Below are 14445 nucleotides of genomic sequence, written 5' to 3'. Positions count from 1 at the left end.
GCGGCGCCCTAACGCTCCGCACGAATATGGAGATATGAAATAAGTCATGGGAATTGTTTTCGGACTTCTCTATCTCGCCCTGCTGCTGTTCTTCGTCGCCCTCATCATCCGCCTGGTGTTCGACTGGGTGCAGATGTTCGCGAGGGAATGGCGCCCGCGGGGCGCGGGCCCTGGTGGTGGCACATGCCGTGTACTCCATCACGGATCCGCCGCTGAAGGGACTGCGGCGGCTGATCCCGCCGCTCCGGCTCGGCGGCATCTCCCTGGACCTCGGCTTCCTGATCCTGTTCATCGGGGTCAGTGTTGCGATGGGCGTCACCAGGAGCCTGGCCTGAGCCAGCGACCAGACGCGGCAATGCAGTTTGTTCCGCCCTGAAGCGGCTACTGTAAAGCAAAGAAACCTCCGGTTTGACACTGCGGTGTTGAATTAGAGTAAGCAGACCAAATTTAGGTACCGTAGTTTTGACGGCCGGAAGGCCTACTGACTAACCAGACCAGTGAGGTGACCAGATGGCTTTGACGCCAGAAGACGTTGTCAACAAGCGCTTTCAGCCCACCAAGTTCCGTGAGGGCTATGACCAGGACGAGGTTGACGACTTCCTGGACGAAATCGTCGTTGAACTCCGCCGCCTGAACCAGGAAAACGATGAGCTTCGCAAGAAGCTCGCTGAAGCTGGTTCCAGCGTGCCGGCAAGCTCCGCTGCCGCACCTGTGGTGGAGAAGGTCCCCGCGCCGGTCAAGGCCGACAAGGACGAGGCCCGCGAAAAGGCAGAGGCAGAGGCCAAGGCCGCCGAAGCCAAGAAGAAGGACGTCCAGCCCGCAGCCCCGGCGGCAGCCGCACCGGCCGCCCCCGGCGCTGTCTCCACTTCCGCTGAGTCCGCAGCCGGGCTGCTGGCCATGGCGCAGCAGATGCACGACCGCCACGTTGCAGACGGCCAGGCGCAGAAGGACAAGATCATCGCCGAAGCGCAGATCGAAGCCAGCAGCCTGGTCAACGACGCGCAGGAAAAGTCCCGCAAGATCCTCGGTGCACTCGAGCAGCAGCGCTCCGTCCTGGAACGCAAGGTGGAACAGCTCCGCGGCTTCGAGCGCGATTACCGCTCCCGCCTGAAGGCCTACATCGAAGGCCAGTTGCGCGATCTGGACGCCCGCGGATCGGTTGCGACGCCGGAAGTCAGCGAAGCCAACTAACCCTGGCAGCACGTATTCTGAAAGCCGGTGGCTGAGGATTCCTCGGCCGCCGGCTTTTGGCATTGACGCCCAGTTCCACACGAATTGAAAGCACCATGACTGACGAACTCGCCGCAGGTGCGGCACGCCCTGTCCCGCCCCCACCCCGCCCGCGCCGCGCCGTCCTGCTGTCCCTGTTCGCCGGCTTCGCGGTCTTCGCCTACGTCCTGGACCAGCTCACAAAACTTTGGGTGACCTCCACCATGGTGGAGGGGGAGCGTATCCCCGTGCTTCCGCCACTTCTCCACTGGTACTTCATCCGCAATTCGGGCGCGGCGTTCTCCATCGGCGAGAACGTCACCTGGGTGTTTTCCATCATCATGGCCGCTGTTGCCATCGCCATCCTGCTCCAGGTCCGCAGGCTTGGCTCGGCGTGGTGGTCGCTGGCTTTGGGCCTGCTGCTTGGCGGCGCACTGGGCAACCTTACGGACAGGCTCTTCCGCGAGCCTTCCTTTGGCATGGGACACGTGGTGGACTTCATCCAGCTGCCCAATTTCGCCATCTTCAACATCGCCGATTCAGCCGTGGTGTCCGCCGTCGCCATCATCTGCATCCTCACCGTGCGGGGCATTGCCCTTGACGGAACCCGCCTGGGGAGCGGGCACAAGGACAAGCCCGGCCATGACTGAACGCATCGTCGTCGCCGAAGAGTTCGGTGGAACACGGGCCGACGCCGGGCTGGCCGGCATCCTGGGGGTGTCCCGTTCCGTGGCCGCGTCCCTGCTGGCGGAGGGCCACGTGCTTAACAGGGGCAAGGCGTTGGCAAAGTCGGCAAAACTCGTGGCGGGGGAGACCCTTGATGTCACCGTCCCGGAACGGCGGGACCCGCTGGAAGTCGTGGAGGAAGCTGTGGAAGGCCTGAACATCCTGCTCGACGACGACGATTTCGTCGTCGTCGACAAGCCCGTCGGCGTGGCAGCCCATCCCTCGCCCGGCTGGGTTGGGCCAACCGTGGTGGGAGGGCTCGCAGCCGCCGGCTACCGCATCTCCACCTCAGGCGCCCCGGAACGGGCGGGAGTCGTCCACCGGCTCGACGTCGGGACCTCCGGCGTCATGGTGGTGGCCAAGTCCGAGCGCGCCTACACGGCCCTCAAGCGGGCCTTCAAGGAGCGCACCGTGGACAAGGTGTACCACGCGGTGGTGCAGGGCCTTCCCGACCCCCTGACCGGGACCATTGATGCGCCCATCGGCCGCCACCCCGGACACGACTGGCGCTTCGCCGTCATCGAGGACGGGCGCCCCTCGGTGACCCACTACGAGGTCCTGGAAGCATTCGGCAAGGCCACCCTGGTGGAGGTCCATCTTGAAACCGGGCGTACGCACCAGATCCGGGTCCACTTTTCCGCGCTCCGGCACCCCTGCGCCGGGGACCTGACGTACGGCGCCGATCCGCGCCTCGCCGCCAACCTGGGGCTTACCCGGCAGTGGCTGCACGCGCGTGAACTTGCCTTCGACCACCCGGTGACGGGGGAGCGCGTCACGGTCACCAGTGATTACCCGCAGGACCTTGCTTATGCCCTGGAAGTGCTTGAATCCGGCCAGGCCTGACACGGACGCCCCTGGCGGGACTGCGGAGGGGCAGCGCTTAGAATAGTGCGGTGAGTTCCAGCAATGATTCGTTTGTCCACCTGCACACCCACACCGAATATTCCATGCTGGATGGAGCTGCCCGCCTTGGGGAGCTGTTCGATGAGACCGAGCGCCTGGGCATGCCCGCGCTTGCCACCACCGACCACGGCTACCTGTTCGGCGCGTTCGACTTTTGGCGCAAGGCTACGGACAAAGGCATCAAGCCGATCATCGGCGTCGAAGCATACGTGACTCCCGGGACGGCCCGGACGGACAAGGAACGGGTGCGCTGGGGCGATGAATCGCAGCGCAAGGACGACGTCTCCGGCGGTGGCTCCTACACCCACATGACGCTCCTGAGCTACAACAACGTGGGCATGCGGAACCTCTTCCGGGCCTCGTCCATCGCCTCCCTTGATTCGGTCTTCGGCAAGTGGCCGCGGCTGGACCGGGAACTGCTCAACACCTACTCCGAGGGGCTCATCGCCACCACGGGCTGCCCCTCCGGCGAGGTCCAGACCCGGCTCCGGTTGGGCCAGTACCGCGAAGCGCTGGAGGCCGCGGCCGAGTTCCGGGACATCTTCGGCGCGGAGAACTACTTCTGCGAACTGATGGACCACGGGCTGGACATTGAACGGCGCGTCACCGGCGACCTGCTGCGGCTGGCCAAGGACCTGAACCTGCCGCTGGTGGCCACCAACGACCTCCACTACACCCACGAGCATGACGCCAAAGCGCACGAGGCGCTGCTGGCCATCCAGTCGGGCTCCACGCTGCTGGAACCCACCTACGACAACGGCGGTTCCCGCTTCGCCTTCTCCGGCAGCGGCTACTACCTCAAGTCCCCGCAGGAAATGCGGGAGCTGTTCCGCGACCACCCTGAGGCCTGCGACAACACCCTGCTGATCGCCGAGCGCTGCGAGGTGTCCTTCAACACGGACGCCAACTTCATGCCCCGGTTCCCCTGCCCGCCGGGCGAGGACGAGACCTCCTGGCTGGTCAAGGAAGTGGACAAGGGTCTGCAGTACCGCTACCCCGGCGGCGTCCCGGACGAGGTCCGCAAGCAGGCGGACTACGAACTCGGCGTCATCACCTCCATGGGCTTCCCGGGCTACTTCCTGGTGGTTGCCGACTTCATCAACTGGGCCAAGAACAACGGCATCCGCGTTGGCCCCGGCCGTGGTTCGGGTGCAGGCTCAATGGTGGCGTACGCGATGCGCATCACCGACCTGGACCCCTTGCGCCACGGCCTGATCTTTGAACGGTTCCTCAACCCTGACCGCGTCTCCATGCCCGACTTCGACGTCGACTTCGATGACCGGCGCCGTTCGGAGGTCATCGACTATGTGACCCGCAAGTACGGCGATGAGCGCGTGGCGATGATCGTCACCTACGGCACCATCAAAACGAAGCAGGCCCTCAAGGACTCCTCCCGCGTGCTGGGCTACCCCTTCAGCATGGGCGAGACGCTGACCAAAGCCCTGCCTCCCGCAGTGATGGCCAAGGACATTCCCCTGGCGGACATCCAGAATCCGGAGTCCAAGCGCTACGGCGAAGCAGGGGACTTCCGGCAGCTGATCGCCACGGACCCCGAAGCCGCCAAGGTCTTCGAAACCGCGCTGGGCATCGAAGGCCTGAAGCGCCAGTGGGGCGTGCACGCCGCCGGCGTCATCATGTCCTCGGACCCCATCATCGACGTCATTCCCATCATGCGCCGTTTCCAGGACGGCCAGGTCATCACCCAGTTCGACTACCCCACGTCCGAGGGCCTTGGCCTGATCAAGATGGACTTCCTGGGCCTGCGGAACCTGACGATCATTTCCGACGCCCTCGAGAACATCAAGATGAACCGGGGCATCGACCTGGACCTGGAAAACCTCGAGCTTGATGACGCCCCGTCCTACGAACTCCTGGCCCGCGGCGACACCCTGGGCGTGTTCCAGCTCGACGGCGGTCCCATGCGGTCGCTGCTCAAGCTCATGAAGCCTGACAACTTCGAAGACATCTCCGCCGTCCTGGCGCTCTACCGGCCGGGCCCCATGGGCGCCAACGCGCACACGGACTACGCGCTGCGCAAGAACGGTATCCAGGAGGTCATCCCCATCCACCCCGAGCTGGAGGAACCCCTCAAGGAGATCCTCGGCGGCACGTACGGCCTGATCGTGTACCAGGAACAGGTCATGGCCGTGGCGCAGAAGCTGGCCGGGTACTCGCTGGGCCAGGCCGACATCCTTCGCCGCGCCATGGGCAAGAAGAAGAAATCGGAACTCGATAAACAGTTCGCCGGCTTCTCGCAGGGCATGCAGGACAACGGCTACTCCATGGAGGCGGTCAAGACCCTCTGGGACATCCTGCTTCCCTTCTCCGACTACGCCTTCAACAAGGCCCACTCGGCCGCGTACGGTGTCATCTCCTACTGGACCGCGTACCTGAAGGCGCACTACGCGCCCGAGTACATGGCCGCCCTGCTGACGTCGGTGGGCGATGACAAGGACAAGTCCGCCATCTACCTCAACGAGTGCCGCCGCATGGGTATCACGGTGCTTCCGCCGGACGTCAACGAGTCGGCCCTGAACTTCACCCCTGTGGGCAACGACATCCGCTTCGGCATGGGCGCCATCCGCAACGTGGGCGCCAACGCCGTGGAGGCCATGGTCACCGCACGCGAGAGCGAAGGCGCCTACACGTCCTTCAAGGACTACCTGATGAAGGTGCCGGCGGTGGTCTGCAATAAGAGAACCATCGAATCCCTCATCAAGTCCGGGGCCTTCGACTCCCTGGGCCACCACCGGCGCGCGCTGGCCATGATCCACGAAGAGGCCATCGACTCCGTCATCACCTTGAAACGGAACGAGGCGATCGGCCAGTTCGACCTCTTCGCCGGTTTCGAGGAGGCCGAGTCGGAGGCATCCCTCAGCATCGAGATCCCGGACCTGCCCGAGTGGGAGAAGAAGGACAAACTCTCATTCGAACGCGACATGCTGGGCCTGTACGTCTCCGACCACCCGCTCCAGGGCCTCGAAGGCCTCCTGGCCCAGCACGCCGAAATGAGCATCACCACCATCCTGGGCGAGGACGGGCCACAGGACGGCGCCATCATCACCATCGCGGGCATGATCACCTCCCTGAGCCGCCGCATCGCGAAAGCCAGCGGCAACGCCTACGCCCGGGCAGAGATCGAGGACCTGGGCGGTTCCATCGAAGTCATGTTCTTCGGCCAGGTCTACGGACCCATCGCCTCCGTGCTCGCCGAGGACCTGATCGTGGTGGTCAAGGGCAGGCTCCAGAAGCGCGACGACGGCGCCATCACTTTGAACTGCATGGAGCTTTCCGTTCCGGACCTGAGCGAGGGCCTGAACGGGCCGCTGGTCATCACCATGCCCACCCACAAGGCCACCGAGGCCGTCGTCACGGAGCTTGGGGACGTGCTGCGCACCCACCGCGGCAACTCCGAGGTCCGGCTGCACCTGCAAGGTGACACCCGCACGGAGATCATGGGACTGCCCGTCCACCTCCGGGTGAACCCCAGCCCGTCCCTGTTCGGCGACCTGAAGGTCCTGCTGGGCCCGGCCTGCCTGGACGCCTGAAAGACCAAGACACCTGACAAACAGGCGGCCGACGGCGGGAATCACCTCCCGCCGTCGGCCGCCTGTTTGTGACGGGCCGGCCCGCCGGCGTCAGATCTCGTAGTCCAGCGGCACCGGCTGCCCGTAGGCGCCGCCGTGGTACAGCAGCGGTGAACCCTCGCCGCCCACCTGGCCGTCCATCACCTGGACCACCACCACCGCGTTGTTCTCGAAGGAGAGTCGCATCTGGATCTCGCCAATCAGCCACCCGGCGACATCCTTCAGGATGGGCACCCCGTGCGGGCCGGTCTCCCAGTGGTTGCCTTCGAAACGGTTCCCGGGCCGCGCGAAACGTGCTGCCAGTTCCTGGTTCTCCAGCCCCAGCATGTGCACTCCCAGGTACTGGGTGTTGGCTACCGCGGGCCACGACCTGGAACTGCGCGCCATGTTAAAGGTGAAGCGCGGCGGCTTGGCGGACAGGGAGGCGACGGAGGTGGCGGTAAAGCCGTAGGGCTCGTCCTGGTAGTTCACGGTAATGATGGCGACGCCCGCGGCGTGCCGGCGGAACATCTCCCTGAAGGTCTGCTCAAACGGCTCGCTGTTGTCGGTCACCGAAACTCCTGGACTAGGTGGCTTATCTCTTCCTCCAAGCGTATTGGCCGTCGGTCGCACCGGGAAAACCGGCGGCCCCTGCAGCAGGCAGGGATGGCGTTGGGGGAACCTTTGTTAAGGTGTGTTGCATGACGAACTTCGCCCGCCCCTCCCGGCGGCTGCTGCCATGGTCCCTGCTGCTGGTTCCGGCGGCGGCGGGAATTCCGGCAGGCATCCTGTGGTGGCTCCTGGCCCCGGGCGGGCTCAACCTGGTCACGCGCGACCCGGCACTGGCCTCCGGCAGCGCACCCCTGGTCTGGCTGCCGCGTGACCTTACCCTTGCCGGCATCCTTGTGCTGGCCGGGTGCCTGCTTGCTGTCTTCCTGGCCGACGGCAAGCGTCCGGACCCCCAGGCAGCACTGCTGACCGGCCTGGTGGGGGCGTTGGCCGGCAGCGTGGTGGCATGGGGGACAGGCGTCCTGGCGGCCCGGCTTTGGGGCCCGGCGGTCGATGCCTCTGCCAACGCGAGCATTGCCTTCTCATTGCGCGCGTGGCCGGTGCTGCTGCTCTGGCCAGCCGCGACGGCAGTGTCGGTCTTCGTCCTGGAACTCATAGGCGCCGGCGGCAGGAAGGGCGATGCCGGCAGGGCCGGAACGGCAGACGCGTTCGGCGCCGTAAAATAGGCCGGTGACCACTTCCCCGGACTTTCCCGCTCCCGTAACAGCCGCCGTCGACTTCCGCACCATCGATCTCCGCGGCCGCAACCTGACCCTCGCGGCCCTGCGTGCAGCTGTTCCCCGCGCCAAGGGCCAGACCGTGGCGGATGCCGAGGACAAGGTCCTGCAGATCATTTCCGCCGTGCGGCAGCGCGGCTTCACGGCGCTGGCCCAGCTCGCGGACAAGTTCGACGGCGTGGCGCAGGAACACCCGCTGGTTCCCCGGGAGGCCATTGCCGAAGCCCTGGACCAGCTGGACCCGGCCGTGCGGGCTGCCCTGGAGGAATCCATCAGCCGGGCCCGGAAGTTCGCCGACGGCCAGCGTCCCCGGAACGTCGACGTCGAGCTGGGCGACGGCGCGGTGGTGAGTCAGAACTGGGTGCCCGTGGCGCGCGTGGGCCTTTACGTTCCCGGCGGACTTGCCGTGTACCCGTCGTCGGTGATCATGAACGTGGTACCCGCCCTGGCCGCAGGCGTGGAATCCATTGCCCTGGCCTCGCCCCCGCAAAAGGAATTCGGGGGGCTGCCGCACCCCACCATCCTCGCGGCAGCAGCGCTGCTGGGCATCTCCGAGGTCTACGCCATCGGCGGGGCCCAGGCCATCGCCGCCTTCGCGTACGGCATTGAAGCCACGGACGCTGGTCCGGCACTGGAGCCCGTGGACGTCGTCACCGGGCCCGGCAACATCTTCGTCGCCACGGCCAAACGCCTGGTCAAGGGCGTCGTCGGCATCGACTCCGAGGCAGGAACCACGGAAATCGCCATCCTTGCTGATGATTCGGCGCAGCCGGCACTGGTTGCCGCGGACCTCCTCAGCCAGGCTGAGCACGATCCGAAGGCAGCCTCGGTCCTCATCACCGATTCCGAGGACCTTGCCGCGGCGGTGCGTGCGGAACTGGCGCTGCAGGCCGCGGCCACGAAGCATTCGGCCAGGGTCCAGGAGGCGCTCTCCGGCCCGCAATCCGGCGTGGTCCTGGTGGACGGCCTGGAGCAGGGCATCGCCGCCTGCGACGCCTACGCCGCCGAGCACCTGGAAATCATGACCCGGGACGCAGCCGCCGTGGCTGCACGCATCCGCAATGCCGGCGCCATCTTCGTCGGCGACTACAGCCCTGTCAGCCTGGGGGACTACTGCGCCGGCTCCAACCACGTCCTGCCCACCAGCGGCACCGCAGCGTTCTCATCCGGACTGAACGTCACCACCTTCCTGCGCGCCATCCAGGTCATCAACTACAGCAGGGATGCCTTGGCGGAGGTCAGCGGGCACATCGTGAGCCTGTCCCGCGCCGAGGACCTTCCTGCCCACGGCGACGCCGTGACGGCCCGATTCCCCCGCCTCGGGTGACACCACTACATGTAGTAATTACAGGATTGTTATTACCCCAGATATGCCCGTAAACTGGGAGACGCCACGGCATCGCCCCCCGGCGGTGCTGATGGCCTCTACTGACGTTGCACACCACGAGCGAAAAGGGGGAACGCCATGTACTGCCCGTTCTGCCGTAACCCCGATTCCCGCGTAGTGGACAGCCGCATGGCGGACGACGGCTCGGCCATCCGCCGCCGCCGGCAATGCCCCGAATGCGGCCGCCGGTTCACCACCGTGGAAACCACCAGCCTCTCCGTCATTAAGCGGTCCGGCGTGGGCGAACCCTTCAGCCGCAGCAAAGTCATCAACGGCGTGCGCAAAGCCTGCCAGGGGCGCCCGGTCAGCGAGGACGACCTCGCCATGCTGGCGCAGGAAGTGGAAGAGCAGATCCGCGCCTCCGGTGCTGCCGAGATCGACGCCCACGAGGTTGGGCTGGTAATCCTCGGGCCGCTGCAGAAACTCGACAAAGTGGCGTACCTGCGCTTCGCCAGCGTCTACCAGGCGTTCGAGTCCCTCGAGGATTTTGAAACCGCTATTGCCCTGCTGCGCCACGAGGCCGAGGAAGACGCCAAGGGCGCGGCCAGCGCCAAGAGCTCCGAGAAGACCCCCCTCTAGACTCCGGTGGCGGCAGCGGAGGGGAAGCCGCAGCCGCCACCGGCACCACTCCTATTTGGCCAGCTTGTGCTGCAGCGCGATTTCCAGCGCCGCGCCCACGATCCCTGCCTCGTTGCGCAGGACGGCCGGGACGATCGGCGTGCGCAGCTTGAGGTTGGGAAGGTACTCGTCCGCGCGCTTGGAGATGCCGCCACCCACAATGAACAGTTCCGGCGAGAACAGGAACTCCACGTGCGAGAAGTAGCGCTGCAGCAGGACGCTGTACTCGTCCCACGACAGCCCGTCCCGTTCGCGGGCCACGGCGGACGCCTTCGATTCAGCGTCGAAGCCGTCAACCTCCAGGTGGCCAAGCTCTGCGTTGGGGACGAGCTTCCCGTCGAAAATGAATGCTGAACCGATGCCGGTGCCCAGGGTGATTACCAGGACTGTGCCGGACACGCCGGCGCCGGCGCCGTAGCGGGCTTCGGCCAGGCCGGCGGCGTCGGCGTCGTTGATGACCTCCACGGGCCGGCCCAGCCGGGCGGTGAGGAGGGCGTCGATGTCCGTATCAAGCCAACTCTTGTCCACATTGGCGGCCGAGTGGACCACGCCGTGCTGGATGATGCCCGGGAAGGTCACCCCCACAGGGGAGCCGGCCTCCGGTGCTTCCGGACGCGCCGAAAGTTCCGCCACCACCAGGGCCACGGCCTCGGCCACGGCTTCCGGGGTGGCAGGCTGCGGGGTGGGAACCCGGAAGCGTTCTCCGAGCAGCTTGCCCTTCTTCAGGTCGACAATGCCGCCCTTGATGCCCGTACCACCGATGTCGATGCCGATCAGCGGTGCGTTCTTGTGCGACTTCTCGTCCTTCTTGGCCAATGGGATTCCGTTCTTGACAGGGGCGGGCAGGAAAAGGGGCCGGCTTGCGCGGCCCGTAACAGGGGTCCGGTCTGCACCGGCAGCCATGCCACTTCGGGCATGGAACAGGCTACGGCAGGGTGAGGATCTCGGCGCCGGTCTCGGTAACCAGCAGGGTGTGCTCGAACTGGGCGGTGCGCTTGCGGTCCCGGGTGACGACGGTCCAGTCGTCGCTCCACATGTCCCACTCCACGGTGCCCAGGGTGAGCATCGGTTCAATGGTGAAGACCATTCCGGTTTCGATCACCGTGTTGTAGGCGGGGGCCGCGTCATAGTGGGGGATGATCAGCCCGGTGTGGAAGGCCTCCCCGACGCCGTGGCCGGTGAAGTCACGCACCACGCCGTAGCCGAAGCGCCTGGCGTAGGACTGGATGGCCCTGCCAATGATGTTGATTTCGCGTCCCGGCGCCACGGCCTTGATGGCACGGTTCAATGACTCCTGGGTGCGCTCCACCAGCAGCCGGGACTCCTCGTCCACGTCCCCCACCAGGAAGGTGTAGTTGGTGTCTCCGTGGACGCCGTTGATGTAGGCCGTGATGTCGATGTTCAGGATGTCACCGTCCTGGACCACGGTGCTGTCCGGAATGCCGTGGCAGATGACTTCATTCAGCGAGGAGCACAGCGATTTGGGGAAGCCACGGTAGCCGAGCGTGGACGGGTACGCCTGGTGGTCCAGCAGGAATTCGTGGCCCACTTTGTCCAGCTCATCGGTGGTGACGCCCGGCTGGATGTGCCTGCCCACTTCCACGATGGCCTGCGCTGCGATCTTTCCGGCGAGCCGGATCTTCTCGATGGTTTCGGCGGACTTGACCTCGGAGCCGGTGAACTTGGCGGGGCCGGGCTTGCCAACGTACTCCGGACGGGGGATGGACGCCGGAACGGGACGCTGCGGACTCAGGGTACCCGGGGTGAGGGTGCCAATGGGTGCAGTCGAGGCAAGGGAAGGCATAGATTGATCATATAAGGCACCACAGAACGCCTAACAACCGACAAGCGGCGGAGGGGACCCGTAAGTGTTTGTGTTACGTGGATCACCTGCTTTCCCCGTCGCCGGAACGAGGAGCAACGATGACTGAGTACTGGTTCAACATCAACACCCACGAAGTGGAAGAGGACCGGCTCTCGGACTGGAGCCAGCTCATTGGGCCCTACAAGACCCGCGAAGAAGCGGAGCACGCCATCGAGAAGGTCAGGGCCCGCAATGAGGCCTGGGAGAAGGGCGACGACGACTGAGGCCGGGTGCATCCGGCCGCCTGTCGGTGCTCCGGAAGCGGACGTCAAGGTGAGGCCGCCAGCGGCCGAGGCAGTCCGCGGAGGAGTGCCGACAGGCGGCACCCGCGGGCAGCAGTTCCGGGGTCGTCAGGGGAAGTTAGAAGGAGTGTTCCGGGCCGGGGAACCCGCCTGACCGGACGTCGTTGCCATAGGCGGTGGCGGCGTCGTGCAGTGTGCTGCGCAGGTCTGCGTACTGCTTGACGAACTTGGCCATCTTTCCGCCGCGCAGTCCGGCCATGTCCTGCCACACCAGCACCTGGCCCGTGGTGGCCTTGCCGGCGCCGATCCCCACCGTCGGGACGTCCACTGCTGCATCGACCGCTGCTGCCGTCTCCGCGGGGACCATTTCCATCAGCACGCAGAACGCGCCCGCCTCGGCCAGCGCCACGGCGTCGTCAATCAGGCGCTGGGCGTCGTCGCCGCGGCCCTGGACGCGGTAGCCGCCCAGCGCGTGTTCGCTCTGCGGCGTGAAGCCGATGTGCGCCATGACCGGAATGCCCGCCTGCACCATGGCCCGGACGGTGGGTGCGTAGTACTGCCCGCCCTCGATTTTAACGGCGTGCGCCAGGCCTTCCTTCAGGAACCGGACACCGGCTGCAACGGCGTGTTCCGCACTGACCTCGTAGCTGCCGAACGGCAGGTCCGCCACCACCAGTGCGCGCTTGGCGGACCGTGCCACGGCGCGGCACAGGGGCAGCAGCTCGTCCACGGTGACAGGGAGGCTGGTCTCGTTGCCAAAAACGTTGTTGGAGGCTGAATCACCCACCAGGAGCACTTCGATGCCTGCCGCGTCAAAGATCTCGGCCGTGTACTGCTCGTACGCGGTCAGCATGGCGAACTTGGTGCCGTCGCGCTTGGCCTGTTGGAGGTGGTGGATCCGGACCTTCGCCGGCTTCCGTTCAGCCGGGGCAGGCACACCCGGACCACTGCCGTAGGGGGCGGGTACTTCTGCGGACGCGCTGGAGTCAGAGCTGTTGGAGGCCATGGGATGAGCGTAGTGCGGTACCCGCCGTCCTAGCTACCACGGTCACGGCCGGGCAGCGGTGATGAGCGTCATAACGGCAGCCGTGCGGGCCATCGGATGTGGCGCCAGGAACAGGAGTTGGCGGCTGTCCGGAGCAGCCACGCATGAACGGCCAAGTTAATGCTGTGTTACGCACGGCGCAGGCTTCAGCATCGGCGCAGAATGATTAGTACAGTGTTGATGAACTGCTGCCGGCTTTCCCCTTGCGCGGACCCGGAGCATGGACGTTGACCGGAGAAGAGGGCCATCATGGACCGCCAGCAAGAGTTTGTCCTGCGCACAATCGAAGAGCGCGACGTACGTTTCGTACGCCTGTGGTTCACCGACGTGGTGGGGTCGCTGAAGTCCGTGGCGCTGGCACCGGCGGAAGTCGAGGGCGCGTTCGAGGAAGGCCTCGGCTTCGACGGCTCCTCGATCGAAGGCCTGGCCCGCGTGTTTGAGTCGGACATGCTGGCCCAGCCGGATCCCGCCACCTTCCAGATCCTGCCGTGGCGCGGCGAGACCGAGCAGACCTCGCGCATGTTTTGCGACATCCTCACCCCCGACGGCGAGCCCTCCGCGGCCGACCCCCGCAACGTGCTTAAGCGCACCCTTGCCAAGGCCGCGGACATGGGCTTCACCTGCTACACCCACCCGGAGATCGAGTTCTACCTGCTCAAGTCCCACGAGCCAGGTCCAAACGGCGCGCCCGTGCCCGTGGATGAGGGCGGCTACTTTGACCACGTGCCCGGCGGCGTGGCCCAGGACTTCCGCCGAACCGCGGTGACCATGCTGGAATCCGTGGGCATTTCCGTGGAGTTCAGCCACCACGAGGCCGGCCCGGGCCAGAACGAGATCGACCTCCGCTACGCAGACGCGCTGCAGACCGCGGACAACATCATGACGTTCCGCACCGTCATCAAGGAGGTGGCACTGCAGCAGGGAACCTACGCCACCTTCATGCCCAAGCCGTTCACCGACCACCCCGGCTCCGGCATGCACACGCACTTCTCGCTGTTCGAAGGTGACAGCAACGCGTTCTTCGAGGCGGGTGCGGAGTTCCAACTGTCCAAGACCGCACGCCAGTTCATTGCCGGGATCCTTAAGCACGCGCCCGAGTTCACGGCCGTCACCAACCAGTTCGTCAACTCCTACAAGCGCCTGTGGGGCGGGGGAGAGGCCCCCAGCTACCTCAGCTGGGGCCACAACAACCGTTCAGCGCTGGTCCGGGTGCCGCTGTACAAGCCCGGCAAGGGCCAGTCTGCACGGATCGAATACCGCGGCATTGATTCAGCCGCCAACCCCTACCTGGCCTACGCTGTTCTGCTCGGCGCAGGCCTGAAGGGCATCGAGGAAGGCTACGACCTGCCGGCTGCCGCCGAGGACGACGTCTGGTCGCTGAGCTCTGCCGAGCGCCGCGCCATGGGCCACGATCCGCTGCCCGCCAGCCTGCATGATGCCATCCGCTCCATGGAGGACTCGGAGCTGATGCCGCAGATCCTGGGTGAACAGGTCTACGAGCACTTCCTGCGCAACAAGCGCGCCGAATGGCAGGACTACCGGCTGCAGGTGACGCCCTACGAGCTGCAGCGCAACCTCGGCATCCTCTAGGTGCCTGCC

General features: G+C 65.8%; 13 protein-coding genes and 1 pseudogene. 10 read left to right on the top strand and 4 right to left on the bottom strand.

Features of this window, described 5'->3' with window-relative positions:
* The first annotated feature begins 46 nt into the window (after positions 1–46).
* The 5 genes and pseudogenes from QF031_RS12165 to dnaE all read left to right on the top strand — a co-directional run bounded on the left by QF031_RS12165 (position 47) and on the right by dnaE (position 6386).
* Positions 47–335 (top strand): annotated as a pseudogene (locus tag QF031_RS12165) (YggT family protein).
* Positions 336–510: 175 nt separating this feature from the next.
* On the top strand, positions 511–1191 hold the full coding sequence (locus QF031_RS12160) for a DivIVA domain-containing protein (protein ID WP_307428259.1): 681 nt from the start codon (positions 511–513) through the stop codon (positions 1189–1191).
* A 95-nt stretch (positions 1192–1286) separates the two neighbouring features.
* Positions 1287–1859 carry a signal peptidase II gene (gene lspA / locus QF031_RS12155; RefSeq protein WP_307428256.1) on the top strand — a complete coding sequence of 191 codons (573 nt, stop codon included), beginning with the start codon at positions 1287–1289 and terminating at the stop codon, positions 1857–1859.
* Positions 1852–2778: an RluA family pseudouridine synthase gene (locus QF031_RS12150; RefSeq protein WP_307428253.1), complete on the top strand. Its 927-nt coding sequence runs from the start codon at positions 1852–1854 to the stop codon at positions 2776–2778. Before lspA ends, QF031_RS12150 begins: the two co-directional genes overlap by 8 nt.
* Before the next feature lie 50 nt (positions 2779–2828).
* Complete coding sequence (dnaE, locus tag QF031_RS12145) at positions 2829–6386, top strand: DNA polymerase III subunit alpha (protein WP_307428250.1); 3558 nt, start codon at positions 2829–2831, stop codon at positions 6384–6386.
* 90 nt (positions 6387–6476) lie between these two features.
* Here dnaE and QF031_RS12140 read toward each other — a convergent pair whose 3' ends face one another.
* Entirely contained in the window at positions 6477–6977 is a 501-nt protein-coding gene (locus QF031_RS12140; RefSeq protein WP_307428247.1) for a flavin reductase family protein, read from the bottom strand.
* A gap of 128 nt (positions 6978–7105) precedes the next feature.
* Between QF031_RS12140 and QF031_RS12135 the strand changes: the two genes are divergently transcribed.
* The 3 genes from QF031_RS12135 (at position 7106) to nrdR (ending at position 9656) form a co-directional block, all read left to right on the top strand.
* Entirely contained in the window at positions 7106–7639 is a 534-nt protein-coding gene (locus tag QF031_RS12135) for a hypothetical protein (RefSeq protein WP_307428244.1), read from the top strand.
* 4 nt (positions 7640–7643) lie between these two features.
* A complete protein-coding gene (gene hisD, locus QF031_RS12130) occupies positions 7644–9017 on the top strand; it encodes a histidinol dehydrogenase (RefSeq protein ID WP_307428241.1) in 1374 nt (457 codons plus the stop codon).
* A gap of 138 nt (positions 9018–9155) precedes the next feature.
* Positions 9156–9656: a transcriptional regulator NrdR gene (gene nrdR, locus QF031_RS12125; protein ID WP_307428238.1), complete on the top strand. Its 501-nt coding sequence runs from the start codon at positions 9156–9158 to the stop codon at positions 9654–9656.
* 51 nt (positions 9657–9707) lie between these two features.
* Here the strand turns inward: nrdR and ppgK are convergent, their stop codons facing one another.
* Positions 9708–10511 (bottom strand): polyphosphate--glucose phosphotransferase, encoded by an 804-nt coding sequence (gene ppgK, locus QF031_RS12120; protein ID WP_307428235.1) that lies wholly within the window; start codon positions 10509–10511, stop codon positions 9708–9710.
* A 109-nt stretch (positions 10512–10620) separates the two neighbouring features.
* Positions 10621–11499 carry a type I methionyl aminopeptidase gene (gene map / locus QF031_RS12115; RefSeq protein ID WP_307428232.1) on the bottom strand — a complete coding sequence of 293 codons (879 nt, stop codon included), beginning with the start codon at positions 11497–11499 and terminating at the stop codon, positions 10621–10623.
* Positions 11500–11618: 119 nt separating this feature from the next.
* Between map and QF031_RS12110 the strand changes: the two genes are divergently transcribed.
* Entirely contained in the window at positions 11619–11783 is a 165-nt protein-coding gene (locus QF031_RS12110; RefSeq protein ID WP_255175160.1) for an SPOR domain-containing protein, read from the top strand.
* A gap of 136 nt (positions 11784–11919) precedes the next feature.
* On the opposite strand, the gene panB is transcribed toward QF031_RS12110, so the two are convergent.
* Positions 11920–12807, bottom strand: a complete 888-nt coding sequence (gene panB / locus QF031_RS12105) for a 3-methyl-2-oxobutanoate hydroxymethyltransferase (RefSeq protein ID WP_307428228.1) — start codon at positions 12805–12807, stop codon at positions 11920–11922.
* A gap of 288 nt (positions 12808–13095) precedes the next feature.
* Between panB and glnA the strand changes: the two genes are divergently transcribed.
* Positions 13096–14436, top strand: a complete 1341-nt coding sequence (glnA, locus tag QF031_RS12100; RefSeq protein WP_141160830.1) for a type I glutamate--ammonia ligase — start codon at positions 13096–13098, stop codon at positions 14434–14436.
* Positions 14437–14445: the final 9 nt, after the last annotated feature.

The organism is Pseudarthrobacter defluvii (genome assembly GCF_030816725.1).
GTDB lineage: Bacteria > Actinomycetota > Actinomycetes > Actinomycetales > Micrococcaceae > Arthrobacter > Arthrobacter defluvii_A.
Note: the sequence above shows the minus strand (reverse complement) of the source record. Positions and strands in the feature narration are given on the sequence as shown.

What these genes read in the sequence shown, in the direction of transcription:
- glnA (WP_141160830.1), top strand. Translation starts at nt 13,096, where the DNA reads ATGGACCGCCAGCAAGAGTTTGTCCTGCGCACAATCGAAGAGCGCGAC.
- QF031_RS12110 (WP_255175160.1), top strand. Translation starts at nt 11,619, where the DNA reads ATGACTGAGTACTGGTTCAACATCAACACCCACGAAGTGGAAGAGGAC.
- QF031_RS12160 (WP_307428259.1), top strand. Translation starts at nt 511, where the DNA reads ATGGCTTTGACGCCAGAAGACGTTGTCAACAAGCGCTTTCAGCCCACC.
- lspA (WP_307428256.1), top strand. Translation starts at nt 1,287, where the DNA reads ATGACTGACGAACTCGCCGCAGGTGCGGCACGCCCTGTCCCGCCCCCA.
- map (WP_307428232.1), bottom strand. Translation starts at nt 11,499, where the DNA reads ATGCCTTCCCTTGCCTCGACTGCACCCATTGGCACCCTCACCCCGGGT.
- QF031_RS12150 (WP_307428253.1), top strand. Translation starts at nt 1,852, where the DNA reads ATGACTGAACGCATCGTCGTCGCCGAAGAGTTCGGTGGAACACGGGCC.
- nrdR (WP_307428238.1), top strand. Translation starts at nt 9,156, where the DNA reads ATGTACTGCCCGTTCTGCCGTAACCCCGATTCCCGCGTAGTGGACAGC.
- panB (WP_307428228.1), bottom strand. Translation starts at nt 12,807, where the DNA reads ATGGCCTCCAACAGCTCTGACTCCAGCGCGTCCGCAGAAGTACCCGCC.
- QF031_RS12135 (WP_307428244.1), top strand. Translation starts at nt 7,106, where the DNA reads ATGACGAACTTCGCCCGCCCCTCCCGGCGGCTGCTGCCATGGTCCCTG.